This is a genomic window from Citrobacter sp. Cb031, assembly GCF_030336725.1.
Classification (GTDB): Bacteria; Pseudomonadota; Gammaproteobacteria; order Enterobacterales; family Enterobacteriaceae; genus Citrobacter; species Citrobacter braakii.
The window spans coordinates 936,043-963,041 of sequence record NZ_JAOWDA010000034.1 but is presented as its reverse complement, the minus strand read 5'-3'; the positions used below and the strand labels follow the sequence as shown (position 1 = coordinate 963,041).

Genomic DNA, 26,999 nt, shown 5'->3' with positions numbered 1-26,999 from the left:
AGGCTTTTTTACATCAAACGGGGCGTTACTCGACGGTCAGAATACGCGTGGTATTCGTTGAGCCAATGGTGCTCATGACATCGCCTTGCGTCACAATGACCAGGTCGCCGGAAACCAGATAGCCTTTATCGCGCAGCAGATTCACTGCTTCATTGGCGGCAACGACGCCGTCAGTTTCGCTGTCAAAGTGAACCGGGGTGACGCCGCGATACAGGGAAGTCAGATTCAGCGTACGTTCATGACGAGACATCGCGAAAATCGGCAGACCAGAACTGATACGTGAAGTCATCAGCGCAGTACGACCGGATTCCGTCATTGTGATGATAGCGGTGACCCCTTTCAGGTGGTTAGCGGCATACATCGCTGACATGGCAATCGCTTCTTCAACGTTATCAAACTGCACGTCAAGGCGGTGTTTAGAAACATTGATGCTCGGGATCTTCTCAGCACCCAAACAGACGCGTGCCATAGCCGCGACGGTTTCAGCCGGGTACTGACCTGCAGCAGTTTCTGCAGAGAGCATAACGGCATCGGTACCGTCGAGGACGGCGTTAGCCACGTCCATCACTTCCGCACGGGTCGGCATTGGGTTGGTGATCATCGATTCCATCATCTGCGTGGCGGTAATGACCGCACGGTTCAGCTGACGTGCGCGGCGAATCAACGCTTTCTGAATACCTACCAGCTCAGGATCGCCAATTTCAACGCCCAGGTCGCCACGCGCCACCATCACCACGTCGGAGGCAAGGATGATGTCATCCATCGCATTCTGGTCGCAGACGGCTTCTGCACGTTCTACCTTGGCGACAATTTTCGCATCGCAGCCAGCGTCGCGCGCCAGACGGCGGGCATAGTTCAGATCTTCGCCGCAGCGCGGGAAGGAGACGGCCAGATAGTCAACGCTGATTTGCGCAGCGGTGACGATGTCGGCTTTGTCTTTTTCGGTCAGGGCTTCAGCAGAGAGACCGCCGCCCAGTTTGTTAATGCCCTTATTGTTGGACAGCGGGCCACCGACGGTAACTTCGGTGAAGACTTTCATGCCCTGAACTTCCAGCACTTTAAGCTGTACGCGGCCGTCGTCGAGCAGCAGGATATCGCCTGGGACGACGTCAGCAGGCAGTCCTTTATAATCAATACCGACTTTTTCTTTGTCGCCTTCGCCTTTGCCGAGGTTGGCGTCTAACAGGAACTTGTCGCCAACGTTAAGAAATACTTTACCTTCTTTAAAGGTTGATACGCGGATTTTAGGTCCCTGCAGGTCACCCAAAATAGCTACATGACGTCCCAGTTTTGCGGCAATTTCACGGACTTTATCCGCCCGCAGTTTGTGATCTTCTGGAGAGCCGTGAGAAAAGTTCATACGTACGACGTTCGCACCCGCGGCGATAATCTTTTCAAGGTTATTATCGCGGTCAGTTGCCGGGCCTAACGTGGTAACGATTTTGGTTCTGCGAAGCCTTCTGGACATGTAATACTCCGTTGACTGAAACAACTTGGTGTTGCGTGAACATTAATCCGGTCGTTCTCAAATATTAACGGTAAATGAACGACCCGGATGATAAAAGGGTAGAACATTGTTATTGCTTTTAGCGGTCATCACTCTTGATGAGTAATTCTTTATCAAAACGCGATTCCTTGAGCGCTTCCTTGACACGCTTCAAGTTATCTCTAAATTTTGCCCCACGGCGCAAAGTAAATCCTGTAGCCAGCACATCTATCACGGTCAGTTGAGCAAGTCGAGAGACCATGGGCATATAAATGTCAGTATCTTCCGGTACATCGAGAGTAATTGCCAGCGTTGCTTCACGCGCCAGTGGCGTGCCGGGAGAGGTGAGGGCGATAACCATGGCGTCATTTTCCCGCGCCAACTGCGCCAGTTCCACCAGACTTTTGGTTCTTCCGGTATGAGAAATAAGCACAATGACGTCATCGTCGCTACAATTCATGCAACTCATGCGTTGCAGAACAATATCGTCGGAATAGATTACCGGTACGTTAAACCGGAAAAATTTATTCATTGCGTCATGCGCCACTGCGGCAGAAGAACCGAGGCCAAAGAAGGCAATTTTTTTCGCCTGAGTTAATAAATCTACGGCCCGGTTTACCGCTGCGTTATCCAGCGACTGGCGGACGTGGTCGAGGCTTGCCATCGCTGACTCGAAGATTTTCCCCGTGTAAGATTCTACGCTGTCATCCTCATCCACATTGCGATTAACATATGGGGTGCCATTTGCCAGACTTTGCGCCAGATGCAGTTTAAAATCAGGGAAGCCGCGGGTATCCATGCTGCGACAGAAACGGTTCACCGTCGGTTCGCTGACATTGGCTTCCACAGCAAGTGTGGCGATGCTTGAATGGATTGCCCGCTCGGGAGAGGCAAGAATAATGTCGGCGACTTTACGCTCTGACTTGCTCAACTGTTCCAGTTTTAACTGGATTTTTTCCAGCATATTCATGATGTAGGTAGACTCATGGGTCATGGGCAAAAACGATTTCAATGATACGGAGAAATCGGGGCATAATTTCGTGTATAGATATTACCCCTGCTAATGCAGCAACGGGGCAAAATGGACAGAATAGTTGTTGTTTTTTTTCATTACATGATCGGAGTCGGGTTTTCTTACGTCTTCAGGGGTACGAAAAAAGACGACTTTTTTGTCCAATTTGCGACGGCAAACGCCCATAAAGCGACTGTTCGCGGTAACAGCACGGCTGGATAAGCGTTTACGGTTTCCGGATTCACGTAAAAGCAGTACAGTGCACTGTAATAAAATTACAACCAGTGTCTGGCAAAAGCACCAGGCACTTAATTGAGGAGAATGACATGGCGGTAACGCAAACAGCCCAGGCATGTGATCTGGTCATTTTCGGCGCGAAGGGCGACCTGGCGCGGCGGAAATTGCTGCCTTCCCTGTATCAACTGGAAAAGGCCGGCCAGATTAACCCGGAAACCCGTATCATTGGGGTAGGGCGTGCCGACTGGGACAAAGCAGCCTATACCAAGGTTGTGCGTGAAGCGCTCGAAACCTTCATGAAAGAAAAAATCGACGAAGGTTTGTGGGAGACTCTCAGCGGTCGTCTGGAGTTTTGTAATCTGGACGTCAATGACACCGCCGCGTTTAGCCGTCTGGGCGAAATGCTGGATCAAAAATCACGTACCACCATTAACTATTTCGCGATGCCGCCAAGCACCTTTGGCGCGATCTGCAAAGGCTTGGGTGAAGCAAAGCTGAATGCTAAACCAGCCCGTGTTGTGATGGAAAAACCGCTGGGTACATCGCTGGCAACATCCCGTGAAATCAACGATCAGGTCGGCGAGTATTTCGAAGAGTGTCAGGTTTATCGTATCGACCACTATCTTGGCAAAGAGACGGTCCTGAACCTGCTGGCACTGCGTTTTGCCAACTCCCTGTTTGTGAACAACTGGGATAACCGCACTATCGATCACGTAGAAATTACCGTGGCGGAAGAAGTGGGTATTGAAGGCCGCTGGGGCTATTTTGACCAGGCAGGTCAAATGCGCGACATGATTCAGAACCACCTGCTGCAGATCCTGTGCATGATTGCGATGTCTCCGCCGTCCGATCTGAGCGCCGACAGCATTCGTGATGAAAAAGTGAAGGTACTGAAATCGCTGCGTCGTATCGATCGTTCGAACGTACGTGAAAAAACGGTTCGCGGTCAGTACACCGCGGGTTTTGCCCAGGGCAAAAAAGTGCCGGGGTATCTGGAAGAAGAAGGCGCAAACAAGAGCAGCAACACGGAAACGTTTGTGGCGATCCGTGTGGATATCGATAACTGGCGCTGGGCGGGAGTTCCGTTCTACCTGCGTACCGGTAAACGTTTACCGACGAAGTGCTCTGAAGTGGTGGTTTACTTCAAAACGCCTGAGCTGAATCTGTTCAGAGAATCCTGGCAGGATCTGCCGCAGAACAAGTTGACCATCCGTTTGCAGCCTGATGAAGGTGTCGATATCCAGGTACTGAACAAAGTGCCGGGTCTGGATCACAAGCATAATCTGCAAATTACCAAGCTTGATCTGAGCTATTCCGAAACCTTCAACCAGACGCACCTTGCCGACGCCTATGAGCGCCTGCTGCTCGAAACAATGCGCGGAATTCAGGCGCTGTTTGTGCGTCGTGATGAAGTTGAGGAAGCATGGAAGTGGGTCGACTCAATTACCGAAGCCTGGGCGATGGACAACGACGCGCCGAAGCCGTATCAGGCAGGAACCTGGGGCCCGGTTGCTTCTGTGGCGATGATTACCCGAGATGGTCGTTCCTGGAACGAATTCGAGTAAAATATCATCTAGCCCATAGGTGTTATTTTACCGGTAACATGATCTAACACAGATTGTAGAATAATTTTTGCACTTTTAAGCTCCGCGTGGATTCACCCGCGGGGCTTTTTTTATTACACTGCCTGAAACGATTTTGCCCCTGAGCTACGGCCAACAAGCGATTCAGCTGTTTTTACCCAACTGAAACACATTGTTGATCCAACGCTCTGACAGATAAATTTTAGGAGCCTCTATGAATCCGAATTTGTTACGCGTAACACAACGTATCGTCGAACGTTCTCGTGACACACGTTCCGCCTACCTCGCCCGTATTGAACAAGCGAAATCAACTACCGTTCATCGCTCGCAACTGGCATGCGGTAACCTGGCGCATGGTTTTGCTGCGTGTCAGCCGGACGATAAGGCCTCGCTGAAAAGCATGCTGCGTAACAATATCGCGATCATTACCTCCTATAACGACATGCTTTCCGCGCATCAGCCGTATGAACACTATCCGGCCATCATTCGTAAAGCACTGCATGAAGCCAATGCAGTAGGCCAGGTTGCTGGCGGTGTACCTGCAATGTGCGACGGTGTGACCCAGGGACAAGATGGGATGGAGCTTTCTCTGCTCAGTCGTGAAGTGATTGCGATGTCTGCTGCAGTGGGCCTTTCCCACAACATGTTCGACGGCGCGTTGTTCCTCGGCGTGTGCGACAAAATTGTCCCGGGCCTGGTAATGGCTGCGCTGTCATTTGGTCATCTGCCGTCAATCTTTATTCCTTCCGGTCCGATGGCGAGCGGTCTGGCGAACAAAGAAAAAGTGCGTATCCGTCAGCTGTATGCTGAAGGTAAAGTCGATCGCATGGCGCTTCTTGAATCCGAAGCGGCGTCTTATCACGCTCCGGGTACCTGTACGTTCTACGGCACAGCGAACACTAACCAGATGGTAGTGGAGTTTATGGGTATGCAACTGCCTGGCTCCTCATTTGTACATCCTGATGCGCCGCTGCGTGAAGCGCTGACCGCGGCTGCAGCCCGTCAGGTAACACGCCTGACCGGCAATGGCAATGAATGGATGCCGATCGGTAAAATGATCGATGAAAAAGTGGTAGTGAACGGTATTGTGGCGCTGCTGGCGACCGGGGGCTCTACCAACCATACGATGCACCTGGTGGCTATGGCGCGTGCGGCCGGGATTCTGATTAACTGGGATGATTTCTCCGATCTGTCCGATATCGTGCCGCTGATGGCGCGTCTGTACCCGAATGGTCCGGCAGATATTAACCACTTCCAGGCGGCGGGTGGCGTGCCGGTGTTAATGCGTGAACTGCTCAATGCGGGTCTGCTACATGAAGATGTGAACACCGTTGCCGGATTCGGTTTATCCCGCTACACCATGGAACCGTGGCTTAACGAGGGTGAACTGGACTGGCGCGAAGGGGCAGCGAAGTCTCTGGACAGCAACGTGATCGCCACCTTTGACCAACCATTCTCCCACCACGGTGGCACCAAAGTGCTGAGCGGTAACCTCGGGCGTGCGGTGATGAAAACGTCGGCGGTACCGGTAGAAAACCAGATTATTGAAGCGCCGGCAGTCGTCTTTGAAAGTCAGCATGATGTGTTACCCGCGTTCGATGCGGGTCTGCTTGATCGGGATTGCGTGGTGGTTGTGCGCCATCAGGGACCAAAAGCGAACGGAATGCCAGAATTACATAAACTCATGCCGCCACTTGGTGTATTATTGGACCGTTGTTTCAAAATTGCGTTAGTTACCGATGGACGACTTTCAGGTGCTTCAGGTAAAGTGCCTTCAGCAATCCATGTAACCCCGGAAGCCTATGATGGCGGGCTGCTGGCAAAAGTACGCGATGGCGACATCATTCGTGTGAATGGACAGACAGGTGAATTGACGCTGCTGGTGGATGAAGAGGAACTTGCCTCCCGTCAGCCACACATTCCTGATCTCAGCGCATCGCGCGTGGGTACGGGACGTGAAATGTTCAGCGCGTTGCGTGAAAAGCTGTCCGGTGCGGAGCAGGGCGCAACCTGTATCACTTTTTAAGACTTATTTTGTAATCAGGCGAGAGAAAACTCTGATGAAAAACTGGAAGACAAGTGCAGAAGCAATCCTGACCACTGGCCCGGTTGTACCGGTTATCGTGGTTAATAAACTGGAACACGCGGTGCCAATGGCAAAAGCGCTGGTTGCAGGGGGCGTGCGCGTTCTGGAAGTGACCTTACGTACCGCATGTGCGATGGATGCCATTCGCGCGATCGCAAAAGAAGTTCCCGACGCTATCGTGGGTGCGGGTACCGTACTGAATCCACAACAACTGGCTGAAGTCACTGAAGCGGGTGCTCAGTTTGCTATCAGCCCGGGCCTGACCGAGCCGCTGCTGAAAGCTGCAACTGAAGGCACTATTCCGCTGATCCCAGGCATCAGCACCGTGTCTGAACTGATGCTGGGTATGGACTACGGTTTGAAAGAGTTCAAATTCTTCCCGGCGGAAGCCAACGGCGGTACTAAAGCGCTGCAGGCAATTGCGGGTCCGTTCTCTCAGGTCCGTTTCTGCCCAACCGGCGGTATTTCGCCGGCGAACTACCGTGATTACCTGGCACTGAAAAGTGTGCTGTGCATCGGTGGTTCCTGGCTGGTTCCGGCAGATGCCCTGGAAGCTGGCGATTACGCACGCATTACCAAGCTGGCTCGTGAAGCAGTAGAAGGCGCGAAGCTGTAATAACGCAAAATGCCCGGTAATCATTACCGGGCCTGCGAGTCTGAAACGGGCCATCTGGCCCGTTTTTTATCCTGCGACTTTCACCTGTGCCGCCGCGTCTTTCGCGCGTGTCACCGCGTCTTCAATACTCTGCGCTGTTGCCAGCACAACGCCCATACGACGGCTCCCGTCGATGTCTGGCTTGCCGAAGAATCTGACTTGCATACCTGTGCCCACAGCGGCCTGTACGTTATCAAACGTGACATTCTGGCTGGTAAGCTGCGGCAGAATAACGGCGGAAGCAGAAGGCCCATACTGACGGATTGCGCCAACCGGCAGACCGAGAAATGCGCGTACATGCAGGGCAAACTCAGACAGATCCTGCGAAATCAAGGTCACCATACCCGTGTCGTGAGGGCGAGGGGAAACTTCGCTGAAAATGACCTCATCCCCGCAGACAAATAGCTCTACCCCAAACAGACCGTGGCCGCCCAGCGCCAGCACCACCTTACGGGCAATCTCCTGCGCTCGAGCCAGCGCCAGTTCACTCATCTGCTGCGGCTGCCAGGATTCGCGATAATCGCCATCTTCCTGACGATGTCCTACCGGTGCGCAGAAATGTACGCCATCAACGGCGCTGACGGTAAGCAGGGTGATTTCAAAATCAAAATTCACTACGCCTTCGACGATAACGCGTCCGGCACCTGCTCGGCCGCCTTGTTGAGCATAATTCCAGGCTTCAGTGAGTCGATCGGCGGAACGAATAAAGCTCTGTCCCTTACCGGAGGAACTCATTACCGGCTTCACGATGCAGGGATAGCCGATTTCGGCAACGGCCTCGCGAAATCGGGCTTCGCTGTCAGCAAAGCGGTAAGAAGAGGTCGGTAGAGATAATTCTTCGGCGGCGAGACGACGGATTCCTTCGCGGTTCATGGTCAACTGCGTCGCCCGGGCGCACGGCACGATGTTTTGACCGTCCTGTTCCAGTTTTACCAGCATATCCGTGGCAATCGCCTCTATTTCCGGCACGATATAATGTGGTTTTTCACGCTCGACGAGCTGGCGTAAAGCATCGCCATCCAGCATGTTGATTACGTATGAGCGATGGGCAACGTGCATGGCTGGCGCGTCGGGGTAACGATCCACGGCAATGACTTCCACACCCAGGCGTTGGCATTCAATCGCCACCTCTTTACCCAGTTCACCTGAACCTAATAACATCACTCGCGTTGCTGCGGGACGCAGCGCTGTGCCTAATAACGTCATAAATTAATCCCCTGTTTTATCTGGGCGCAGTATATACGAAAACGTTTGCGTCTGTCTTTATTACCAGGTTGATTTCAAGGCGCAAAAAGAATATACTGTACATAAATACAGGTAATTTAAGAGGCTGCAAAAATGGCGGTTGAAGTTAAATACGTAGTCATTCGGGAAGGTGAGGAAAAAATGTCGTTTACCAGCAAAAAGGAAGCCGATGCGTATGACAAAATGCTTGATACAGCAGATTTGCTCGACACATGGCTGGAGCAATCGCCGGTAGCGCTCGAAGACGAGCAGCGCGAAGCGCTTTCCCTGTGGCTGGCTGAGCAGAAAGATGTGCTGAGCGCCATTCTGAAAAACGGCAAGCTGCCCTCTCCGCAGGCGGTCGAAAACGATGCGCACGCTGAGGATGATACTCAGGCTGCCTGAAACGACTTGCGCTCCTGACGTTTTGTACCATGCTTTTCCCTGAATCATTGTGCAATCCCTGACGTCTTTTCACGTTGCAACAGGCAACCTGAAGGACGAAGGGGAGATTAAGGAGAAAAGAATGTATAAAAAAAGAGCGTTGCTGAGCCTGCTGTTGTTATCTGCCAGCGTATCTGTATTTGCGGCAAATATGGAAAGCAAGAATGTTCAGTTCCCCAAGTGCGAAGGACTGAATGCTGACGGTATCGCGGCGAGCGTGAAACGTGATTATCAGCAAAATCGCATCGCGCGCTGGGCTGACGATCAAAAACGCGTCGGGCAAGCCGATCCTGTCGCCTGGGTCAACACGCCCGATATTACGGGCAAAGATGGGAAATGGTCAGTTCCCCTCACGGTTCGCGGTAAAAGCGCGGATATTCACTACCAGGTAAAAGTCGACTGCAAAGCCGGAACGGCGGAGTATCAGTCGCAGTAACGAAGGTAGAAGGTATTTGCACTTCTTTTGATGACCTGAACACTTCCTGACATCCCCTCGGGTACGCTTTGATGATTATTCGTCTGTACTTGAGGGGCAACATGGCTAACTGGCTGAATCAACTTCAATCTCTTCTTGGGCAAAAAGGATCTTCCGCGTCATCTTCTGGTGAGCAAGGGCTGAGTAAACTTCTGGTTCCCGGCGCGTTAGGCGGTCTGGCAGGATTACTGGTTGCCAACAAATCTTCACGTAAGTTACTGAGTAAATACGGCACCAGCGCGCTTCTGGTGGGCGGCGGTGCGGTTGCCGGTACCGTGTTATGGAACAAATACAAGGATAAGGTTCGCGCGGCGCATCAGGGTGAGCCGCAGTTCGGTGCACAAAGCTCGCCGCTGGATGAGCGAACCGAACGACTGATCCTGGCGCTGGTTTTTGCGGCGAAAAGCGATGGTCATATTGATGCCAAAGAACGTACCGCCATTGAGCAGCAACTTCGTGAAGCAGGCGTGGAAGAGCAGGGCCGTGTTCTGATCGAACGCGCCATTGAACAACCGTTAGATCCTCAGCGCCTGGCACAAGGGATCCGCAACGAAGAAGAGGCGCTGGAAATATACTTCCTGAGCTGTGCGGCGATTGATATCGACCACTTTATGGAGCGTAGCTATCTGAACGCGCTGGGCGATGCGTTGAAGATCCCGCAGGATGTTCGTGAAGGCATTGAACAGGATCTCAAGGAACAAAAACAGGCTTTACCAGGTTAATTACTTACCGTTAAGGCGCATGTTTCGCTTGCATCATTGCTGTCTTTTGCCACCCTTATAGGATGTTTAAGCAAAAGAACAATGACATGCTACCAAAAGCTTCTCGTATCCCCCACGCCATGACGAATCATGGCGATACCCGCGTTGATAATTTTTACTGGCTGCGAGATGACACCCGCTCGCAGCCAGAAGTGCTGGATTATCTGCAACAAGAAAATGCGTATGGCCGCCAGATTATGGCCTCGCAGCAAGCATTGCAGGATCGCGTCCTGAAAGAGATTATCGACCGTATCCCGCCTCAGGATGCTTCCGCCCCCTATGTGAAGAATGGTTATCGCTACCGGCATATTTATGAACCGGGGTGCGAATATGCCATTTATCAACGTCAGTCTGCCTTCAGTGAAGAGTGGGATGAATGGGACACCTTGCTGGATGGTAACCAGCGCGCGGCCCACAGTGAGTTTTATACGCTGGGGGGACTGGCGATATCTCCGGATAACACCATCATGGCGTTGGCCGAAGATTATCTCTCTCGTCGGCAATATGGCGTGCGTTTTCGCAATCTGCAAAGCGGCAACTGGTATCCGGAAGTGCTGGAAAACGTTGAAGCGGATCTGGTCTGGGCGAATGACTCGCAAACCTTCTATTATGTGCGCAAACACGCAACGACGCTGCTCCCGTATCAAGTGTGGCGACATACCGTCGGCTCGCCGTCATCACTGGATGAGCTGGTGTATGAAGAAGCCGATGACATGTTTTATGTCAGTCTGCATAAAACCACCTCGTTACATTATGTGGTTATTCATATCGCCAGCGCGACCACCAGTGAGGTTTTGCTGCTTGACGCAGAACTGGCGGATGCCGAGCCGTTAGTCTTTTTAGCGCGACGTAAAGATCACGAGTACAGCCTCGATCACTATCAGCATACGTTTTATCTGCGTTCCAACCGTCAGGGTAAAAACTTCGGCCTGTACCGTACCCGTGTGCGTGATGAACAAGCCTGGGAGACGCTGATCCCGCCGCGCGACAGCGTCATGTTGGAGGGCTTTACGCTGTTCACAGACTGGCTGGTGGTGGAAGAGCGTCAGCGGGGCTTAACCAGCCTGCGACAGATTAATCGTAAAACGCGCGAAGTGGTCGGTATCGCTTTTGATGATCCGGCGTATGTGACATGGCTTGCCTATAATCCAGAACCTGAGACATCGCGCCTGCGTTATGGCTATTCCTCCATGACCACACCGGACACGCTGTTTGAACTGGATATGGACACCGGAGAGCGTCGCGTACTCAAACAGACGGAGGTCCCAGGATTTGATGCGGCGAACTACCGTAGCGAACACGTCTGGATCACCGCGCGTGATGGCACCGAGGTTCCGGTTTCGCTGGTTTACCATCAAAAGTATTTCCTGAAAGGGAAAAACCCGTTACTGGTCTACGGCTATGGTTCGTATGGCGCCAGCATGGACGCCGATTTCAGCAGCAGCCGCTTGAGCTTACTGGATCGCGGCTTTGTTTATGCCATTGCTCATGTGCGTGGCGGCGGCGAGTTAGGACAGCAGTGGTACGAAGACGGTAAGTTTCTGCTCAAGAAAAATACCTTCAATGACTACCTTGACGTCTGCGACGCGCTGCTAAAAATGGGTTATGGCGCGCCTTCGCTGTGTTACGGCATGGGGGGAAGCGCCGGAGGAATGTTAATGGGTGTTGCCATTAATGAGCGCCCGGAACTCTTCCATGGCGTCATTGCGCAAGTGCCTTTTGTCGATGTGGTGACCACGATGCTGGATGAGTCCATTCCCCTGACGACCGGTGAGTTTGAAGAGTGGGGGAATCCGCAGGACGAAGAGTATTACACCTACATGAAAAGCTACAGCCCGTATGACAATGTTACAGCGCAAGCTTATCCTCATCTGCTGGTTACGACGGGATTACACGACTCCCAGGTGCAATACTGGGAACCGGCAAAATGGGTGGCAAAACTGCGCGAGCTGAAAACGGACGATCATCTGCTGTTACTCTGCACGGATATGGATTCCGGGCATGGCGGAAAATCCGGGCGTTTTAAATCATACGAAGGCGTGGCCCTGGAATACGCGTTTTTGATCGGACTGGCGCAGGGGACACTGCCTGGGCAGGCATCTGCTCATGGGTTATCCAGATAGTGCTTTAGCGTTAAGCGCAGCTCCGGGCTCATACTGTCGAGGTTATTAAATAACCAGCGCAGATAGCCCGGATCGCGTTCAGCCACTTCTGATACAGGTTTTCCGCGATACTTGCCGAAAGTGAAAGTAGTAAGTAACGCAGGACGGCCGGTAATATCGACCATCTGTTCTGCTGACCAGCCTGACGTCTGTATGATGTCGATCAGCAGTGCCGCGGTGATGTAGCAGTCGTACAGGGCACGGTGATGATGCAGGCCAGCTGGCGTCTGCACGCTCAGCTTGCGGGATTTATACAGCGCCATGTTGCTGTATTTGATTCCTGGCCACAAACGACGGGAGAGTTTCATGGTGCAAATCCACTCCCCGGGCATGTCGGGTAATACGCGGCGATCAAAACTTGCATTGTGCGCCACGTACCATTCGCTGCCGTAATATTGGGGGATGACATCTTCAATCCACGGCTTATCGGCCACCATCGCTTCCGTAATGCGATGAATTGCCATCGCCTGAGGGCTGATGGGGCGGTCAGGACGCACCAGGTGGCTCATGGGATTGACTATTTTTCCGTCAACCACATCGACAGAAGCAATCTCAACAATGCCTCCCTGCAGACCACAGGTTTCTGTATCTATTATGCGCAACATGCCATGCTCCTGACCCAAAACGATTAGCGTAAAGGAATGATATCACCTTGCCAACCCCGTGGCGTGCGTTGACCGGTTAAGAGTAAGGAACCGCTGTCTGCGCGAACAATCAATCGACCTTGCTCATCCCATAACGCGCTGCTGCCACGCGCATTGGCCATTAATACCGCGATGGCAAATTTATGCGAGAAACTCTGTAGACGAGATGTGGAGGAGAGCAATTCGGGCTCACTGACAGACTGACTGCTAGTGAATAGCGAGTACGCCGGGTCGATATCGATACCTTCCGGCTGGCTATCCACAACGCTGATGGCATTTTGCTGTCTGGCGATACAGGCCCCGTGGCTCTGGTGAAACGTTAAGGGGGAGGTCATCCAGGGAGAGAAAAGCGCGATACCTTTTACGAACCGATTGTTATGTTCTACCGATAGCCCCGCAATAATCGTCATGCGATAAGTCACGGCAGCATGCGCGAGAGGTTCTAACAACGCTTCATCGGGTGGGGCAGGGAGCGCGTCATTCTCATCAACACAACCCAACAGGGAAAGGGAGGGGAAAACCAGCAATTCACATTGGCATTGAGCGGCTGCCTGAATGAATTGCAGGTGATGCGCGACATGTTCGGTAACTGAGGTCTGAAGAGGTTCGTACTGTGCTGCTGCGATTTTCCAGTGTGACATAATGATTTCCTTTTCATAGTGTCTACAACCATCTTTAAAGTATAGATTAAGAATATACTTATACTGTAGCAGGCATCATGTAAGGAATCGTAACGTAATATAAGTTTTATTTAACTTTAGGCTCGTAGGGTAAACGTGAAAGGGAAACGGATGCCAGACGGTGCGCGAACAGTCTTTCCCGAAACCAGTCGCGTAAATGTTCGGGCTGTTCACGCTCAACGACTTCGGCAACAACCGGCATGTTGTATCGCTCCTTAAATGCGACACCCGCCGCGGCCAGGTCAACATTGACCTTATCCATTTCAGCTTGCTCAAGTTTGGCCAGATTGATGTTCATGGGCTTCTCCTTTTCTCTGTCTTTCGGCGCGCAAAGTTACTAAGAGTGTGCATTAATGGCAAGACCGAAATGATGATTCTCGACTCGATCATTGTAGAAGGTTATTCTCTATAGATTAGACATAACAAAAAGGAATAGTTGAAATGGCTTCATCTGCATCTAAGCTTCGCAACGCTCTCATCGTACTCGCCAGCCTTCTGGCAACTCCCGCCGCCCTGGCTCATGCTCACCTGACAAAACAAAGCCCGGCGGCTAATGCCGATGTTGCGGTATCTCCTCAGGCGTTGACGCTGAATTTCTCTGAAGGTGTCGAGCCGGGATTCAGCGGCGCAACGCTGACAGGCCCAAACAAAGAACAGATCAAAACGGGTAAGGCATCGCGCAGTGAACAGGACAAAACACAACTGATTATTCCGCTTGCTCAAACGCTTGAGGCCGGAAAATATACTGTCGACTGGCACGTCGTCTCCGTGGATGGCCATAAGACAAAGGGGCAATATACCTTTAGCGTGAAATAACCGATGCTGGAATTTACCTGGGTTGCACTACGGTTTATCCATTTTACCACGTTGATGCTGGTGTTTGGCTGTGCGCTCTACGGCGCATGGCTGGCTCCCGTTTCGGTTCGTCGTTTAATGATGCGTCGTTTTTTGCGTCTACAACGACATGCCGCAGCGTGGAGCTTTATTAGCGCGACGCTGATGCTGGCGATCCAGGGTGGTTTAATGGGCTCAGGCTGGCGGGATGTTATCTCTGGTGACATATGGGGCGCCGTGTTGCAAACGCAGTTTGGCGGCGTGTGGTTATGGCAGATTATCCTCGCACTGGTCACGCTGGTGGTGGTAATTATAGTACCGCGCAGCATGCCGCGACTGCTGTTAATGCTGACGATTGCGCAGTTTATTTTGCTGGCTGGCGTCGGACACGCGACGCTGCATAGCGGTATCGCTGGTGCAATCCAGCAGGTTAACCACGCCTTGCATTTGGTATGCGCTGCCGCCTGGTTCGGCGGTTTGCTGCCCGTACTTTACTGTATGCAAATGGCGCAAGGCCGCTGGCGGGAACAGGCCATCAATACTATGATGCGTTTCTCCCGCTACGGGCATCTTTTCGTTATCGGAGTTTTACTTACCGGTATCATGAATGCGCTGTTTATTGTCGGTTTTTCTGTTCCCTGGCACATGGCTTACGGGCAACTGCTTTTGTTAAAAGGTGCTCTGGTGATGCTAATGGTAGCGATTGCGCTGGTGAATCGGTATGTTCTGGTACCACGCATGCGGCAGGATAACCGCAGTATGGCACTCTATTTTGTTTGGATGACTAAGCTGGAATGGGGAATTGGGGCCGTTGTGCTGGCGATTGTCAGCCTGTTTGCAACCCTCGAACCTTTCTGATTGATGGATTGGCAAAACGCATGAAAAAAATCATTATCTCGTTATTACTACTGGCAAGTTCAGGGGCCGCGCTGGCTGCGCCACAGGTCATCACCGTCAGCCGTTTTGAGGTTGGCAAAGATAAGTGGGCGTTTAATCGGGAAGAGGTGATGCTGACCTGCCGTCCAGGTAACGCGCTGTATGTCATCAATCCCAGTACGCTGGTGCAATACCCATTGAATGATGTTGCCAGACAGCAGGTAGAGAGTGGGAAAACTACGGCGAAGCCGATCGAGATTATCCAGATTGACGACCCGGCGAAACCGGGCGAAAAAATGAGCCTCGCACCGTTTGTGGAGCGTGCAGAAAAGCTCTGCTAATTGTCAGATGCAGCGTTCTGATTTCCAATAAAAAACCGCAAGGCTCGCTCAGGAGAACTTGCGGTTTTTACGTTTGGATGTGTGACAATCGTCCTTTTTTTCAGGCCACTTTAGTCGCGGACTGGAAAACCTGGCGCTGTCATCTATTCTTAAATGGCAGGGTAACTTAGCCTGCATTAATGCCAACTTTTAGCGCACGGCTCTCTCCCAAGAGCCATTTCCCTGGACCGAATACAGGAATCGTATTCGGTCTCTTTTTATATTCTTGTTTTCGTTGGGTTTTTTCGGTGCTTTCACGAAATCCCACGAAAATTACTCGAAATTTCCATATCCTGTCTAAACCATAACATATTCTGCACCACGTGCGTCCAGGTATTTTTTGGTCATTGTTAAATTTTTATGCCCCAGCAGCCTCTGTGCGAAATCCTCTCCGCGCTCCCTTTCATAGAGTCTACTCGCCAAACTCCTGATTTCATGGAACGGAGGAGGGTTGGGGCCAAACTTTAACTCTGTAGAATCCCTGATATCGGAAAACGCTTGAGTGATTCCGTCCGGAGTTAACGGACCTGGCTTCCTACCGCCACGCCTTACCGAAGAATAAATCATGAAGTCTGACGGGTTGTTTTTACGACAACGGTCGATAACATCCTGCAGTACCAAATCAGCAGAGTCCAGTCGCAAATCAAGTGGCAACGCCAATTTGTGACCTGTCTTTTCCTGCGTGACAAACAACCTTCCATCCCTGATATCGCTGAATCTGAACAACGATACGTCCTCTCTTCTTTGTCCGGTGACAAGTGCAAGGTCACATGCATTTGCAGCCCATTCGGAATGGGTTGTTGCGGCATCTCTTATTATCTCAAACTGTTCAAGCAAAAGACGCTCACGCTTCACTTTTGGTGTCGGCGTTCTTGTCGGCTCTGCCGGGTTCCTTTCAATATGCCCTTCGACAATCGCTTCCCTGAAAATATCCAACAACACCGAACGCAGTCCGGAGGCCATGCTCTTCTTGTCACAGAGTATGTAACTCTCAAGAAAAGAAGATACGTCCTTCGTGCTGACAGCAGATAGCGGCATACGTCCGAATTCATCACTGATAGTGGCGATCTGGTTACGCCTGACCTTCATCGTGTTGGGCTTCAATTCTCTTCGCTCAAGAATTACTTCGTAACGCTCAAGCCACGCTTTCACCGTAAATGTGGGTGTTTCCTTTATGCGGTCCAGCAGCGCTGACGGAAGGTAATTCTGTTCGATGTAGTTATTGGCTTCGATGGCCTGAGAAATGGCGTCCTTTCTGTCGATCCGGCCAAGAGATAACTCTTGACCGGTAATCGGGTTTCGCCAGCTATAAAGCCTGTCTCTTTTACGATAGGTCAGGTTACGGGGCAGGTTAGCGTCGTAACGAACTGGCCTTTTCGCCATGAGTCAGTCTCTCCAGTAGAGTGCCGCCAGTTGGCAGCGCTAGGTGTTTTGCTTTGTGACGAAGGTTCTTTTTGCTCGGATCCACATAGATGGCGTCAGGCTGAACCTTATATTCTTTGCCGTGAAGCTCCGGGGCAGGGAAAATGCGCCCCTCCCGCGCCCAGCGGCGAAGTGTTGAAAGAGACGGAGGGGTTGAATAAGTTGAATTCGCCCATTCCAGCAGATTAAGAAGCTTGGCCATACTACCTCCGGCTTCCGGCAACTTATTATAGAGCTGCCGGAAAACTGTTAATGAAATATCGTTATCAACTCACCTGACCTGGCAGCGCGCGCAACCGGCGCATACCTGTCATTGCCGTGGCCACGTAGCTCGCCTTACGGTTAACTACCTCAACCCAGACTTTTACGCCTTCAACTCTCACCGTGTACGTCTCTTTCATCTTGCTGCGGCCATAGTCGCCGTAACGTTCTGCATGAGTGGCCAGTGCTATGTCGCATGCCTGACGCGCTAATGGGGATTGCTGATTGGCTCGGTTAATCAGTCGCATTACATCTCCTCAGTGGGAGGGCGAAGCCTCCCGCCTCCCTTAGGCCACGTATTCCGGTTTCATATCCGCCAGGGTGATGCTGAACTGATCGTGCAGCTCGTCGCCTAGATGACGTTTCACCGTTGCAAGAACTCGCTCAACTTCCCCAAACCGTTCAGCTGCATCCGGTTCGTCCGGAGACGGTAGGGAGTTGATCGCTGCCTCAACCTTGTTACGTGAATCAACCAGGTAATAACGTTTCACCGCCTTGTTCTTCAGCTCAGTGAACAGGGCTGAACCCAGCGTAACCTTCGCGCTTTCGATATCAGCGCGCAGCGCTTTGGCGCTATCAACATCCTGTGCGGCATCTATACGCTCGCGGAAATCATCAGCCAGTGAGTCGATATTTACCGACGACTCCTGCGCGCTCTGCGTGGTTGTGACGGTGTCACCTGCTATTTCAGCAGCGCTCATTCGTTGTATTGGTGCAGGGTTAATTTCGCGCTCTGTTCGTTGTTCCAGATCTTCTCTGTCATAAACACCCATTGTGACTTCAGGGCAGTAAGTCCTCGCCCAATACTTGACGGCCAAATAACCTATTTGCTGTTTAGGTGCGGTTTTCCACAAAGGGGAATTTCGCGTAGTAATATCAGCAAGGTAAATTGGCTCTCCCCAGGTCACCTCTGTCTCGCCTCGAAGGACTGCTCCGACACGAACAAACAAACCTGATTCATCACGCCCGTCATTTTTGCCAACAATTTTTTCCCACTCGCCGCCGTACTCGTATTTAAAGCGCCCGTGTACAACTTTGGAGCTGGTGATTAAAGCGTTGTAAAGCTGTGCTTCATAACCCAGAGCCCCGTTAACTAGGTGTGTTTTCTGTCCTACAACAAATGGGTCCATACCCCAACGAGCGGCCTGCATTATTATTGCCAGGCAATCAGAAGGTCTTCCCTGTAGATGTTTCGGTACTGTCGCTACGCCCTGAGACATCACCTCTGCTAGCTTCATCATGCGATCCATGACGTCGATATTCAGAAGCAGGGATGTGTTATTCATCGTGTTCGGTTCGTTATGTTCAACAACTGCAACGTTGGTCTTTTCCATCATCATTCCCCTTATGCCTGAGTGCGCAGCGCTTCAAGGCGGCGCAGGTCGAAGTCGTTCAGTTCGTCGGTGTAATCAGCGGTGATCGGCGCTGGCCATTCGCCAGTGTCAAAGCCGGTAGCGATAGCGCGCATCGCCTTGCGGTACTCGAGCATGCCCAGTTCCAGCAGTTCGGCGGAGGCCTCGATGATGGCAATCCAGTGGTAGTTCTCGTCTTTGTTGACGAAAATCCAGAAGAACTGGTCCAGTGCTGCGGTCTCGCAATACATTGCCGCGCTCAGGTGGTAGTCACGGTCGATGATTTCGCGGTGCAACTTGGCGCGCAGGCCTTCCTGCTTAATGTTCCACATGCTGATGGTTTTCAGGTCGGCGCCGATGCGCATCCCGTCAAGGTCGATTTCCAGATCCGGGCGCACACGGACTTCCAGACCGGTTTCGTCGTCGAAGCCAAAGTAGCTGACTTCTACTGCGCGGCTCGGGTGTGTCAGTAGCTTGCCCGCGGTCGGGTGCTGGAGCAGGGCTTTCTGAATGCTCAGTGCAGTGCTCAGTTGCTGGCGGGTGACCTGCACTTTCCCATGCGGATTCTCGCGCCACGCATCCAACAGCTCGTCGGCGAAGACGGCGTCCGGATTAACAGACTTCACGGCCTGAATCAGATCTGCTTTGGTACCGGACACTTTAAGCGGCGCCTGCTTTTGCACTTCCTGTGCAACAAGGTCAGGATTGATGATTGCCAACTGCTCGAGTAATGCATCGCGGCTACCACTGGTTTTCACCTGTGCAGGCAGAGTGGCGTTGTATTCCTTGATGCAGGCTTTCATCGCCGCAGCGGTCTGTTTCTGATCCGCTTCGATACGCTGGTACTCTTCGGGCAGCGACATATAGCTCTGGCCGGTTTCCTCGGCTGAACCACCCAGCGGCACCTGTGCAGGCAAAGTGGCGTTGTATTCCTCTAACAAAGCTTTGATGTCGTCTGCACTCAGTTGCGCTGGCAGGCTGGCGTTGTACTCATCAATAAACGCGCGGATCGTTGCCGTGGTGGTAAATGCGCCTTCCGGAATTATGGGTTCAACGCTAAATTCTTCATCGAGCTGCTCTGGCTGCAACGCCAGTGCATGCACCAGGTTACCCATATCCAGTACAGAAGAGCGTTCTTTGATAATGGTTTTATCTACGTGGCGCGCATTGAAGTACATCAGCGAAACACGTGCGTCTTTCACCTGGGTAGAGCTGATACCGTTGGCCGCGTGATAAACCTCGTTCGGCAGACCTTCATAGCGGCCTGGCTCGAAGTAAGCAGGGTAAACAACAGCTGGTTCGTCAGATTGCGCTTCTGGCTCGGTTTGCGCCAAAACTGGTTCAGTCTGGTTTACAGAATCGCTATTTTGGGCGACAGAATCCGTATTCTGGTTTACATCGGCCTGCTGGCTGGTATGTGACTCTTCACCAGTTTCCAGACTGCTTTCGCCTGACTGCACTTCATCACCAGCCTGTTTTTCATCACTGACAGTTTCTTGAACCTGCACATCGCTGGTGGTCTCCGTAGCCTTTTTCGTGCCATGAGTTGCTGAATTCTGAAGCAAAGCCGTAACGTCGAATATTCCGTTGCCGACATTTTTAACCAGTTCTTGTTCGACTTTCTGCGGTTGTGCTGTCGCTTCCTCTGCGCGGCGACGTGCTCCTTCTTCACGCACGCGTTGCAGGTTCTCTTCGTGAGTGCAGAAGGATTTGCGCGGAGGCTCCTTACTTTCAGGTTGGAGAATTCCCTGTGTTGCGGGTTCGGCTTCATGCAATGGCAATAACTCGACCGCGGAATTGAACGCGGCTGTCATGGTCTGGTTAACAAATTCCAGGTGAGCGACAGGAGTGAGATGAATATTTTCCGGCGCGATACGTACCAGATTAAAAATAGCCGTGCGGTTAACGCCAAGAACGCCAGGCTGATTGCGCAGAATGCTGCTCCATGATTTCCACGGTTCTTCTTTTTTGGTCACGATTTCTTTAGCGCGACGAAGAATGCTGCCCGGGATCTCGAAGTGGTTGAAGTCCATAGGCAGAAGGGCACAGGCAATCTCTAAATCGAGAGTGTCAAGGGTGTGGTGTGCATCAGGTCCACGGTCAGTGACGTAACCGCCGTCGGCATTGGTGCCGGAATCAGTACGCTGCACGCTACTGATGCGATTACCTGCAGCCCATTCGCGAACAAGGATACCGCGGTCAATATGATCTGTAGCGAACCACAATTTCAAAAACTGAATTAAGGTCGCGAGTTCAGGGATTTTTCCATCGACAGGGAATGCTTTTTTAACAGCATTGACTGCTTTATGAATATCGTGCTCGATGGCTTTTTTAAAGTCTTCAACGTTTTCAGCGGCCAGCAGCAGATTCTGGATGTACGATTCATCAGTATCCATTTCGAGGCCAACGATTTCTTTTTTCTGCGCGGCATCGACGTGATAGAGATACTCACCAACACCAATGAACTGAGCCAGAACTCGATGACGGAAAGGCATGGTGGCGATAACAGTGAGAGCAGGCGTCGAAGTATTACCTGTGCTCTTGCTGTCAACAGCACCTGCGTTTTCCCCGAGGATTTCGCCGGTTTTGGTATCCACGCCGTTAACGATATGCTGACGTGCTTCGGCGGCAGCATCAGAAGAGGGCAACGTAACGCCGGGGATTTGTTCCCATGTCATGTTGTCGTCGCTGAGGCGGTAGAAATCACAAAACGTTAAGCTGAGTTCGCCTTCTGGGGGCAACTCGTTAACGACAGGGAAATTAGTGGCAACAGCTTTAAAATAATCTTTCAGCTTTGCGCCGGTTTTAATCAACAAATAATCCAGCGTTGCATTTGCAGCCTCAAAATCATCGCTGCACCAGAGCACCGCATCTTTATTACCGGATTGTTTTTTTGCTCTGCGGACTAAAAATACAGGATTAGTTCCACTCATCACTTTATCCTCGATTCGTGTAGAATGGAGGTGCCTTAAAGCACCCCGATATATCAGGTTGTTATGTCCGGTACGCTTTGGTCGGTTGGACCGGACAGGGCACGCCCGCTTCGGTGGGCGTTTTCTTAATGAACGGTGATGAAAACTCTTTCTGAGTAATCGAGTTTGTAGCTGCGGTAGTTACCAAACCCGGCCTTATCGCCATCGTTTACCTGAACCGCAAGTAGTGAAATAGCTGTTACTGCACAGTGAGGGCAATCGAACTGACCGAGCACATAGCCGCCATCGAGAACGACGGTTGTTTCACCGTTTTGGGCTGAGTGAATAACGCCAGACACTTTCTTTTCGCAGTTGAATAATGCGATTTCTTTATTTACTGCTTTCAGATTTAATTCGATTTTTACGATTTGCATAATTATTCCTGTTGGTTTATTTAGGGTGTAAGAATCTACGCCAAACTAATGGCGAATTTTTGATTTCATATTTAGGAACTGCTATTTAGCCTTCGTGCGCCATCTGGTCGTGCGAAGCGCAACGTCTGGAGCAATACTCTTTCTCTTTGTGCGCCAGCTGTGAGCCGTTGCGATAGAGAAGGGTGCTTTTGATTACTTCTTCCGGTTTAACCGGCTTCCTGCAATAACCGCATTTCTTCTCAAGCATCCGGATCCCCCTTCTGTGCCAGCAGGTAGCACAGCTTACGTAAAAACACCTCAATACAATTCAGCATTACGGCCTGCTGCCGGACTGGTTTGCGTGCGAAATCAATCATCGTATGACTCCAGTTCTCCAGAGAGAACGCCGCGTATTTTTTGAATCTCGCTACGTGAAATATCGCGTTGTTGATGCATGAAACGTTTAACAAGAGATAGAGCTTCGAGAACTGTATCTTTGTCTTGGTAGTTCATGTTCTCAATAGCGGACATTACTGCTGAACGAACCAGTTCAAGATTTTCTAATCCAGATAAAAGCTCTGCTTCTATGCTTGCGAATCCTGCGTATTTTGTGGCTAGTCTCAGTGGGTCTTTCATCTCACCCTCGATACGTTGTTTCTGGAACTCAGTGAACTTCGCTGGTGGCGCCGCGGCGCTGATCTTCACGGTTGAGCGTTTTAACTCTGCAATTCACCACCGCGAAACCCACTCTTATGTGCCTGTCTTTTATCCACTTCAGTCTCAGTGGCATGCTGGTAGTTCTCACACAGCCAGCAAGGAAACCTATGAGCAACTCAATCGAATTAACCCGCATTACTGAGGTTATTAAGCATCACGAGGAGCAACTTACAGCTCATCGATTTGTGATTAAGGCTCTTTTGTTTATTCAAACCCCGGCACAACTTAAGCTAATGAAGGAACTAATTAATAATTCCCTTGATTTTAAAGAGCATGACCACAAACTGATTAACGACAGTGTCATGCTTGAGCATCTCGAGGGAGTTCGTCGCGAGATGCCTCACTTATTTCCTGGGATATTTGACAAGGAAGAATAAACATTCCTGGCCGCATCGCTTAACTCCCTTCTATCGGAGAACGAAGCTGGATTTTTTGCCTGTTCCAGCAACTCCCGGCGGCTCGAGTTTGCAGCCGCCATTAAACATTCCGCAATGTCACTAAATTCATCTCCCTTTAATCCAGCCGCTCTCAGTTCGGCCTGAATGAACTCCACCGCTTTCACAGACACTTCCAACACAGCTTTTGATTTATCCATCTCACATCTCCTGTGTTTGCCCTTGTCGCCAGGCTGGCGGAACGTTTCAAACCTACTGCGCGTTAATCTCATCACCTCATTCCGGTCTTCGTATGCCCCGGACGGCTACTTCGTGGGCGTCCTGCCTCGGTGGTTGTGTTGATGGAGTAATTAAACACAATGTTTAGTTGCGTGTCAACATAGTGAGTGTTTTTGTATAAACAAAAAGTTTAATTGGTTGCGCGAGTTGGCACGCGTAGCATGTTTTGTGGTCTATTTTGTGGTTATAAAAACCTCGATGAGGGTGCGATATGGAAAAGTTTTACGTGGGTTACAACGATGTATGTCAGGCGGTAGGTAGAGCGACGCTGAATCTGATATCACATGGAGACGCGCCAACTACTGAGGCGATCATTTCAATGCTGGAGTCACTGGGGGATATTGAGCAGAACGCTTTTTGGCGACAGGTATTCAGGTTTGCAGCTGAGGAAATGCGAAAGGGGTAGGTAAAAGAAACCCGGCACGGTGGCCGGGTAAGAAAAACTCGTTAATGGGGTTTAGGAAGTGTAGGCTTTTGAAGAGCTAAAATAATTTTTTCTGCCTGAGGTGCTGGAAGTGCTCTCTGTTGGACTTTATTTGCGAGATAAGATTTCAAATGAATGTTCACATAGACAGTGTAAAGCCAGTCTCTAAATATGCCCAATGCTGAGTTTGGGTAGATGTACGCCTCTTTCTGTGTACCTTTGCTTTGCGGGAAATCATCTGGGTAATTGTGTGGGTGCAGAGTCCTTTCCCCGTGAGTTTCAGCTAAGTTGTTTTCCTTCCAATACTTCGCCCATCTCTGGCCAACGCTTATGTCAGGAATGGAGTGGGGATCTAGTTTGAACTCGCTATTTATGAGCCGCACAGTGAGGTCAGCCATTTCTCTGAATATCGAGAAATATCCAATAGGAATGCTGTCATTTGCGATTATGCGTTGTTGAAACACATTCCAGGATTCACTTATTACCTCAGTGTTTTGTTGCTGATAACCAGAACGCTCATAAATCATTCTCTTAAGCGTATATTCAGCAAGTCTAACGAAATTATCGACTGCGGTGCTGTTGTCAAAGTTATTAGCATCAAAGGCATAATATCTTAAAATCGCCATGCAAACATAATCTGGATATGCATGGGTTTCAACCCCAACAGAGTTCACTACTCTGGTGTACAGTCGATCTAGATCGCTAAATCCACGAGATGCAAGGTAACTAGATACTTTTTGCCCACGAGGTTTATGTTTTTCGGTTTCCCAGTTAGATGTGAAAACCCTTAGAGGTGTATCGTCAATTCCGCATAACTTAGCTAACCCATACAAAGTCAGATAAGGGGTGCCATCGTTAAGCACACCCATTGGCATATCATCTGAAACAACCTCTACCACCGGAAATAACTGTATTTGCTGTAGGGATCCGTTATTGCTAAAGTCAGTCATAACTTGTTGTTATCCTTATTGAAGTGGTAGGGTTTTAATGTTCTACATCACCCTTAATCCGCCGTCCCATGTACTTGGCGTACAGTTCGTCGAGTTCTTTCAATCGCAGAGATACGATCCGCAACATGTTCTGTTGTTCTTCTTCGTTTGGTAGTTGATTATAGAGTTCCAACAGTCTCCGTTCGTCGTGTCTCAAACCGTCCTTAGCATCCACGTCCTGACCTAGAACCCACTCAAGACTTACGCCTAGCGCATCGGCAAGTTTTATTGCTGAGCTTTTTCCTATCGCTCCTCTGACAAACCAGTTGTTGACTGATTGTGCGCTCACACCACAGATTCTCGCTATATCCGCTTTGGATATGCGCTTTTTCTCGATGATTTCATTTAACCGCCGAACCTGCGGGTTATCTGTTTGGTGTGTGTTTTTTCTCATATATCAAGATTCTAAACTAAAAGTTTATCGCCTCAACATTCATAATGTTGACTTGAGCATAAACATAATGTTTAATTTGGTTTGTTATTACTTGGAGCCAAATATGAAAGCACTTGATAAAGCAATATGCATCGTAGGGGGTGCAACCCGTTTAGCAGAAAAGCTCAATGTATCTCCAATGACGGTCAGTCACTGGCGTCACCGTGATAATGGATTCGTACCGGCTAACCGTGTCATTCCTATTTTCAATGCTACAGGTGTAACTCCACATGAGTTACGCCCTGATTTGTACCTCAACCCTACGGATGGATTACCAGTTCAGGAAGCGAGGGCATAACAATGCAATCACTATCACTTCATCAAAATAGCGGATATCAACCGGCTGCGATGATAAATCGCAATCAACCTGTCTCGGTAGATAAACATGACCAGATCCGCGATGCCGTTCGTGCGTGGGCGGGTGTAGATGGCCAGGACGTAGTTACGGCTCTGATAATCGAAGAGTACCGGGCGAAGGGTGGTGACGAGATTACTTTCCCTGGCGATCTCAGCCGACAGCGTCAGAAGCTTTTCCGCTTTCTCGATAACCATTTCAACAGCGAGCGGTACCGCGAGAACGTTCGTCAGTTGACTCCGGCAATTCTTGCTGTTCTGCCGCTCGAGTTCCGCAATCGCCTGCTACCAGAAGACAACGTTATGGCTCGTCTGGCTCGGCTGGAGAAAGAAACCAGCGAAGCGAAGATAGCCGTCGCGATGGATGCTCCACGTCATCAGAAGCTGAAAGAGTTGAGCGAGGGGATCGTGGAGATGTACCGCGTTGACCCTGGCTTAACCGGTCCGCTGATGGAAATGGTGCAGATGATGCTGGGGGCTATATGACCGGTTCAAAAATGGCGAAAGCCGTGGTGCGCGAACACCAACGGCTTTCAGGTGCAATTCGTTGTGGACTCATTGCGAGGAAATTATGTCAGAAAAATCAGCCTTCAGAAAGATAGATGGGCCACCACTTTAGCGATTAAGAGGTTTTTATGCGTGATTACGCAACCGTTGCGCCTCAGTTCTGGCTTGGAAAAACAGGCCGTGAACTGAGGAAACAAGGCGCGGAGGCGCAGGTGGTTTCGTTCTATCTGATGACCTCGCCACACGCAAATATGCTCGGGTTGTATTACCTGCCAATTCTGTACATAGCCCATGAAACAGGTCTGGGCTTGGAAGGGGCTTCGAAGGGGCTAAAAAGCTCCATTGAAGCGGGATTTTGTAGCTATGACGAGGACACTGAGATGGTTTGGGTGCATGAAATGGCCGCTTATCAGGTTGGTCGATCACTGAAGCCAGGGGATAACCGTTGTGCTGGTGTCAGGAATGAGTATGTGTCATTACCTGAAAACCCTTTTTTATCATTATTTTATGAACGTTATAAAACGGATTTTCACCTTAATTTAAAACGTGAATCGCGCCAAATTTCCGAAGGGGCTTCGAAGGGGCTACGAAGCCAAGATCAGGAACAGGATCAGGAACAAGATCAGGATAAAGATATTTTGGGGCATGGCGCCGCCACACCCCGAGGGAAAAATACTTATCCGGATGATTTTGAACTGGCGTGGCAGGAATACCCAAAACGCGCCGGTGGTAACAGCAAGGCTGATGCGTTCAAAGCCTGGACTGCACGTATTAAATCCGGAGCAACAGTTCAGGAGCTTACCGATGGTGTTCGGCGATACGCGGATTACGTAACTGCCGCTGGAAAACTTAACACCGAGTTTGTGAAACAGGCATCCACGTTTTTTGGCCCCTCAAAGCACTACGAAGAGTCGTGGTCTTTAGCGAAGCCAGATGGAAAAAGGGATCCGAACAAAATTTCTCAGCCAGATAAAGCGATTCCGGCCGGATTTAGGGGGTGAC

Annotated in this window: 30 protein-coding genes and 2 pseudogenes; 14 read left to right on the top strand and 18 right to left on the bottom strand. The window is 50.7% G+C overall.

Features of this window, described 5'->3' with window-relative positions:
- Positions 1-25: 25 nt before the first annotated feature.
- Positions 26-1,468: a pyruvate kinase gene (gene pyk / locus OGV93_RS21200; protein WP_046276423.1), complete on the bottom strand. Its 1,443-nt coding sequence runs from the start codon at positions 1,466-1,468 to the stop codon at positions 26-28.
- Between the two features lie 118 nt (positions 1,469-1,586).
- Positions 1,587-2,456 (bottom strand): MurR/RpiR family transcriptional regulator, encoded by an 870-nt coding sequence (locus OGV93_RS21195; RefSeq protein WP_019076523.1) that lies wholly within the window; start codon positions 2,454-2,456, stop codon positions 1,587-1,589.
- A 368-nt stretch (positions 2,457-2,824) separates the two neighbouring features.
- On the opposite strand from OGV93_RS21195, the gene zwf reads away from it, so the two are divergent.
- From zwf to kdgA, 3 genes are all read left to right on the top strand, one after another.
- Entirely contained in the window at positions 2,825-4,300 is a 1,476-nt protein-coding gene (zwf, locus tag OGV93_RS21190; RefSeq protein ID WP_003034896.1) for a glucose-6-phosphate dehydrogenase, read from the top strand.
- A 232-nt stretch (positions 4,301-4,532) separates the two neighbouring features.
- Positions 4,533-6,344, top strand: a complete 1,812-nt coding sequence (edd, locus tag OGV93_RS21185) for a phosphogluconate dehydratase (protein WP_049271196.1) — start codon at positions 4,533-4,535, stop codon at positions 6,342-6,344.
- Between the two features lie 34 nt (positions 6,345-6,378).
- Positions 6,379-7,020 carry a bifunctional 4-hydroxy-2-oxoglutarate aldolase/2-dehydro-3-deoxy-phosphogluconate aldolase gene (gene kdgA / locus OGV93_RS21180; protein ID WP_016152768.1) on the top strand — a complete coding sequence of 214 codons (642 nt, stop codon included), beginning with the start codon at positions 6,379-6,381 and terminating at the stop codon, positions 7,018-7,020.
- 66 nt (positions 7,021-7,086) lie between these two features.
- Here kdgA and purT read toward each other — a convergent pair whose 3' ends face one another.
- On the bottom strand, positions 7,087-8,265 hold the full coding sequence (purT, locus tag OGV93_RS21175; RefSeq protein ID WP_047501996.1) for a formate-dependent phosphoribosylglycinamide formyltransferase: 1,179 nt from the start codon (positions 8,263-8,265) through the stop codon (positions 7,087-7,089).
- A gap of 132 nt (positions 8,266-8,397) precedes the next feature.
- Here purT and yebG point away from each other — a divergent pair, with 132 nt between their 5' ends.
- The 4 genes from yebG to ptrB all read left to right on the top strand — a co-directional run bounded on the left by yebG (position 8,398) and on the right by ptrB (position 12,086).
- On the top strand, positions 8,398-8,688 hold the full coding sequence (yebG, locus tag OGV93_RS21170; RefSeq protein ID WP_003833810.1) for a DNA damage-inducible protein YebG: 291 nt from the start codon (positions 8,398-8,400) through the stop codon (positions 8,686-8,688).
- A 121-nt stretch (positions 8,689-8,809) separates the two neighbouring features.
- On the top strand, positions 8,810-9,163 hold the full coding sequence (gene yebF, locus OGV93_RS21165; RefSeq protein WP_094761903.1) for a protein YebF: 354 nt from the start codon (positions 8,810-8,812) through the stop codon (positions 9,161-9,163).
- A 101-nt stretch (positions 9,164-9,264) separates the two neighbouring features.
- Positions 9,265-9,924, top strand: a complete 660-nt coding sequence (locus OGV93_RS21160; protein ID WP_016156220.1) for a tellurite resistance TerB family protein — start codon at positions 9,265-9,267, stop codon at positions 9,922-9,924.
- 86 nt (positions 9,925-10,010) lie between these two features.
- Entirely contained in the window at positions 10,011-12,086 is a 2,076-nt protein-coding gene (ptrB, locus tag OGV93_RS21155; protein ID WP_200084223.1) for an oligopeptidase B, read from the top strand.
- Here the strand turns inward: ptrB and exoX are convergent.
- The 3 genes from exoX to OGV93_RS21140 form a co-directional block, all read right to left on the bottom strand.
- Positions 12,068-12,730, bottom strand: a complete 663-nt coding sequence (gene exoX / locus OGV93_RS21150; protein WP_049040232.1) for an exodeoxyribonuclease X — start codon at positions 12,728-12,730, stop codon at positions 12,068-12,070. The two genes, ptrB and exoX, sit on opposite strands and share 19 nt — an antisense overlap.
- Before the next feature lie 23 nt (positions 12,731-12,753).
- Positions 12,754-13,410, bottom strand: a complete 657-nt coding sequence (locus OGV93_RS21145; RefSeq protein ID WP_016156222.1) for a carbon-nitrogen hydrolase family protein — start codon at positions 13,408-13,410, stop codon at positions 12,754-12,756.
- Positions 13,411-13,516: 106 nt separating this feature from the next.
- Positions 13,517-13,747 carry a DNA polymerase III subunit theta gene (locus OGV93_RS21140; RefSeq protein ID WP_103928106.1) on the bottom strand — a complete coding sequence of 77 codons (231 nt, stop codon included), beginning with the start codon at positions 13,745-13,747 and terminating at the stop codon, positions 13,517-13,519.
- A gap of 143 nt (positions 13,748-13,890) precedes the next feature.
- On the opposite strand from OGV93_RS21140, the gene yobA reads away from it, so the two are divergent.
- The 3 genes from yobA to OGV93_RS21125 are packed head-to-tail and all read left to right on the top strand — an operon-like array spanning position 13,891 to position 15,500.
- A complete protein-coding gene (gene yobA, locus OGV93_RS21135) occupies positions 13,891-14,265 on the top strand; it encodes a CopC domain-containing protein YobA (RefSeq protein ID WP_016152775.1) in 375 nt (124 codons plus the stop codon).
- Between the two features lie 3 nt (positions 14,266-14,268).
- Positions 14,269-15,141: a copper homeostasis membrane protein CopD gene (copD, locus tag OGV93_RS21130; protein WP_200084222.1), complete on the top strand. Its 873-nt coding sequence runs from the start codon at positions 14,269-14,271 to the stop codon at positions 15,139-15,141.
- Positions 15,142-15,161: 20 nt separating this feature from the next.
- Complete coding sequence (locus tag OGV93_RS21125) at positions 15,162-15,500, top strand: YebY family protein (protein ID WP_003833793.1); 339 nt, start codon at positions 15,162-15,164, stop codon at positions 15,498-15,500.
- 336 nt (positions 15,501-15,836) lie between these two features.
- On the opposite strand, the gene OGV93_RS21120 is transcribed toward OGV93_RS21125, so the two are convergent.
- The 9 genes and pseudogenes from OGV93_RS21120 to OGV93_RS21080 form a co-directional block, all read right to left on the bottom strand.
- Positions 15,837-16,922 (bottom strand): tyrosine-type recombinase/integrase, encoded by a 1,086-nt coding sequence (locus OGV93_RS21120; RefSeq protein WP_047415377.1) that lies wholly within the window; start codon positions 16,920-16,922, stop codon positions 15,837-15,839.
- A complete protein-coding gene (locus OGV93_RS21115) occupies positions 16,891-17,163 on the bottom strand; it encodes an excisionase (RefSeq protein WP_072034353.1) in 273 nt (90 codons plus the stop codon). Before OGV93_RS21115 ends, OGV93_RS21120 begins: the two co-directional genes overlap by 32 nt.
- 64 nt (positions 17,164-17,227) lie before the next feature.
- Complete coding sequence (locus OGV93_RS21110; protein ID WP_047415379.1) at positions 17,228-17,470, bottom strand: DUF4060 family protein; 243 nt, start codon at positions 17,468-17,470, stop codon at positions 17,228-17,230.
- Positions 17,471-17,509: 39 nt separating this feature from the next.
- On the bottom strand, positions 17,510-18,559 hold the full coding sequence (locus tag OGV93_RS21105; protein WP_373365587.1) for a RecT family recombinase: 1,050 nt from the start codon (positions 18,557-18,559) through the stop codon (positions 17,510-17,512).
- Between the two features lie 8 nt (positions 18,560-18,567).
- Entirely contained in the window at positions 18,568-21,507 is a 2,940-nt protein-coding gene (locus OGV93_RS21100) for a RecE family exodeoxyribonuclease (protein WP_047415381.1), read from the bottom strand.
- Between the two features lie 125 nt (positions 21,508-21,632).
- Positions 21,633-21,984: pseudogene (locus OGV93_RS21095) on the bottom strand (DNA breaking-rejoining protein).
- Positions 21,985-22,005: 21 nt separating this feature from the next.
- Positions 22,006-22,167, bottom strand: coding sequence for a YdaE family protein (locus OGV93_RS21090; RefSeq protein WP_047415386.1), 162 nt, complete (start codon positions 22,165-22,167; stop codon positions 22,006-22,008).
- Positions 22,160-22,279: pseudogene (locus OGV93_RS21085) on the bottom strand (hypothetical protein); the annotation flags it as partial. The pseudogene OGV93_RS21085 and the gene OGV93_RS21090, both read right to left, overlap by 8 nt.
- Entirely contained in the window at positions 22,269-22,535 is a 267-nt protein-coding gene (locus tag OGV93_RS21080; RefSeq protein WP_080762984.1) for a hypothetical protein, read from the bottom strand. The gene OGV93_RS21080 and the pseudogene OGV93_RS21085, both read right to left, overlap by 11 nt.
- A gap of 188 nt (positions 22,536-22,723) precedes the next feature.
- Here OGV93_RS21080 and OGV93_RS21075 point away from each other — a divergent pair, with 188 nt between their 5' ends.
- Complete coding sequence (locus tag OGV93_RS21075) at positions 22,724-22,993, top strand: hypothetical protein (protein ID WP_047415391.1); 270 nt, start codon at positions 22,724-22,726, stop codon at positions 22,991-22,993.
- On the opposite strand, the gene OGV93_RS21070 is transcribed toward OGV93_RS21075, so the two are convergent.
- From OGV93_RS21070 to OGV93_RS21060, 3 genes are all read right to left on the bottom strand, one after another.
- Positions 22,957-23,211, bottom strand: a complete 255-nt coding sequence (locus tag OGV93_RS21070) for a hypothetical protein (RefSeq protein ID WP_131382545.1) — start codon at positions 23,209-23,211, stop codon at positions 22,957-22,959. The two genes, OGV93_RS21075 and OGV93_RS21070, sit on opposite strands and share 37 nt — an antisense overlap.
- Positions 23,212-23,737: 526 nt before the next feature.
- Positions 23,738-24,664, bottom strand: coding sequence for a BstA C-terminal domain-containing protein (locus tag OGV93_RS21065; RefSeq protein WP_047415395.1), 927 nt, complete (start codon positions 24,662-24,664; stop codon positions 23,738-23,740).
- 34 nt (positions 24,665-24,698) lie between these two features.
- Entirely contained in the window at positions 24,699-25,097 is a 399-nt protein-coding gene (locus OGV93_RS21060; protein WP_047415397.1) for a helix-turn-helix domain-containing protein, read from the bottom strand.
- 103 nt (positions 25,098-25,200) lie between these two features.
- On the opposite strand from OGV93_RS21060, the gene OGV93_RS21055 reads away from it, so the two are divergent.
- The 3 genes from OGV93_RS21055 to OGV93_RS21045 all read left to right on the top strand — a co-directional run bounded on the left by OGV93_RS21055 (position 25,201) and on the right by OGV93_RS21045 (position 26,998).
- Positions 25,201-25,434, top strand: coding sequence for a transcriptional regulator (locus tag OGV93_RS21055; protein ID WP_071692470.1), 234 nt, complete (start codon positions 25,201-25,203; stop codon positions 25,432-25,434).
- 2 nt (positions 25,435-25,436) lie between these two features.
- A complete protein-coding gene (locus OGV93_RS21050) occupies positions 25,437-25,976 on the top strand; it encodes a toxin YdaT domain-containing protein (RefSeq protein ID WP_047415399.1) in 540 nt (179 codons plus the stop codon).
- Positions 25,977-26,125: 149 nt separating this feature from the next.
- Positions 26,126-26,998 (top strand): LvrA C-terminal domain-related protein, encoded by an 873-nt coding sequence (locus OGV93_RS21045; protein WP_047418093.1) that lies wholly within the window; start codon positions 26,126-26,128, stop codon positions 26,996-26,998.
- Position 26,999 lies beyond the last annotated feature (1 nt).

What these genes read in the sequence shown, in the direction of transcription:
- pyk (WP_046276423.1), bottom strand. Translation starts at nt 1,468, where the DNA reads ATGTCCAGAAGGCTTCGCAGAACCAAAATCGTTACCACGTTAGGCCCG.
- OGV93_RS21195 (WP_019076523.1), bottom strand. Translation starts at nt 2,456, where the DNA reads ATGAATATGCTGGAAAAAATCCAGTTAAAACTGGAACAGTTGAGCAAG.
- zwf (WP_003034896.1), top strand. Translation starts at nt 2,825, where the DNA reads ATGGCGGTAACGCAAACAGCCCAGGCATGTGATCTGGTCATTTTCGGC.
- edd (WP_049271196.1), top strand. Translation starts at nt 4,533, where the DNA reads ATGAATCCGAATTTGTTACGCGTAACACAACGTATCGTCGAACGTTCT.
- kdgA (WP_016152768.1), top strand. Translation starts at nt 6,379, where the DNA reads ATGAAAAACTGGAAGACAAGTGCAGAAGCAATCCTGACCACTGGCCCG.
- purT (WP_047501996.1), bottom strand. Translation starts at nt 8,265, where the DNA reads ATGACGTTATTAGGCACAGCGCTGCGTCCCGCAGCAACGCGAGTGATG.
- yebG (WP_003833810.1), top strand. Translation starts at nt 8,398, where the DNA reads ATGGCGGTTGAAGTTAAATACGTAGTCATTCGGGAAGGTGAGGAAAAA.
- yebF (WP_094761903.1), top strand. Translation starts at nt 8,810, where the DNA reads ATGTATAAAAAAAGAGCGTTGCTGAGCCTGCTGTTGTTATCTGCCAGC.
- OGV93_RS21160 (WP_016156220.1), top strand. Translation starts at nt 9,265, where the DNA reads ATGGCTAACTGGCTGAATCAACTTCAATCTCTTCTTGGGCAAAAAGGA.
- ptrB (WP_200084223.1), top strand. Translation starts at nt 10,011, where the DNA reads ATGCTACCAAAAGCTTCTCGTATCCCCCACGCCATGACGAATCATGGC.
- exoX (WP_049040232.1), bottom strand. Translation starts at nt 12,730, where the DNA reads ATGTTGCGCATAATAGATACAGAAACCTGTGGTCTGCAGGGAGGCATT.
- OGV93_RS21145 (WP_016156222.1), bottom strand. Translation starts at nt 13,410, where the DNA reads ATGTCACACTGGAAAATCGCAGCAGCACAGTACGAACCTCTTCAGACC.
- OGV93_RS21140 (WP_103928106.1), bottom strand. Translation starts at nt 13,747, where the DNA reads ATGAACATCAATCTGGCCAAACTTGAGCAAGCTGAAATGGATAAGGTC.
- yobA (WP_016152775.1), top strand. Translation starts at nt 13,891, where the DNA reads ATGGCTTCATCTGCATCTAAGCTTCGCAACGCTCTCATCGTACTCGCC.
- copD (WP_200084222.1), top strand. Translation starts at nt 14,269, where the DNA reads ATGCTGGAATTTACCTGGGTTGCACTACGGTTTATCCATTTTACCACG.
- OGV93_RS21125 (WP_003833793.1), top strand. Translation starts at nt 15,162, where the DNA reads ATGAAAAAAATCATTATCTCGTTATTACTACTGGCAAGTTCAGGGGCC.
- OGV93_RS21120 (WP_047415377.1), bottom strand. Translation starts at nt 16,922, where the DNA reads ATGGCGAAAAGGCCAGTTCGTTACGACGCTAACCTGCCCCGTAACCTG.
- OGV93_RS21115 (WP_072034353.1), bottom strand. Translation starts at nt 17,163, where the DNA reads ATGGCCAAGCTTCTTAATCTGCTGGAATGGGCGAATTCAACTTATTCA.
- OGV93_RS21110 (WP_047415379.1), bottom strand. Translation starts at nt 17,470, where the DNA reads ATGCGACTGATTAACCGAGCCAATCAGCAATCCCCATTAGCGCGTCAG.
- OGV93_RS21105 (WP_373365587.1), bottom strand. Translation starts at nt 18,559, where the DNA reads ATGATGGAAAAGACCAACGTTGCAGTTGTTGAACATAACGAACCGAAC.
- OGV93_RS21100 (WP_047415381.1), bottom strand. Translation starts at nt 21,507, where the DNA reads ATGAGTGGAACTAATCCTGTATTTTTAGTCCGCAGAGCAAAAAAACAA.
- OGV93_RS21090 (WP_047415386.1), bottom strand. Translation starts at nt 22,167, where the DNA reads ATGCTTGAGAAGAAATGCGGTTATTGCAGGAAGCCGGTTAAACCGGAA.
- OGV93_RS21080 (WP_080762984.1), bottom strand. Translation starts at nt 22,535, where the DNA reads ATGAAAGACCCACTGAGACTAGCCACAAAATACGCAGGATTCGCAAGC.
- OGV93_RS21075 (WP_047415391.1), top strand. Translation starts at nt 22,724, where the DNA reads ATGAGCAACTCAATCGAATTAACCCGCATTACTGAGGTTATTAAGCAT.
- OGV93_RS21070 (WP_131382545.1), bottom strand. Translation starts at nt 23,211, where the DNA reads ATGGATAAATCAAAAGCTGTGTTGGAAGTGTCTGTGAAAGCGGTGGAG.
- OGV93_RS21065 (WP_047415395.1), bottom strand. Translation starts at nt 24,664, where the DNA reads ATGACTGACTTTAGCAATAACGGATCCCTACAGCAAATACAGTTATTT.
- OGV93_RS21060 (WP_047415397.1), bottom strand. Translation starts at nt 25,097, where the DNA reads ATGAGAAAAAACACACACCAAACAGATAACCCGCAGGTTCGGCGGTTA.
- OGV93_RS21055 (WP_071692470.1), top strand. Translation starts at nt 25,201, where the DNA reads ATGAAAGCACTTGATAAAGCAATATGCATCGTAGGGGGTGCAACCCGT.
- OGV93_RS21050 (WP_047415399.1), top strand. Translation starts at nt 25,437, where the DNA reads ATGCAATCACTATCACTTCATCAAAATAGCGGATATCAACCGGCTGCG.
- OGV93_RS21045 (WP_047418093.1), top strand. Translation starts at nt 26,126, where the DNA reads ATGCGTGATTACGCAACCGTTGCGCCTCAGTTCTGGCTTGGAAAAACA.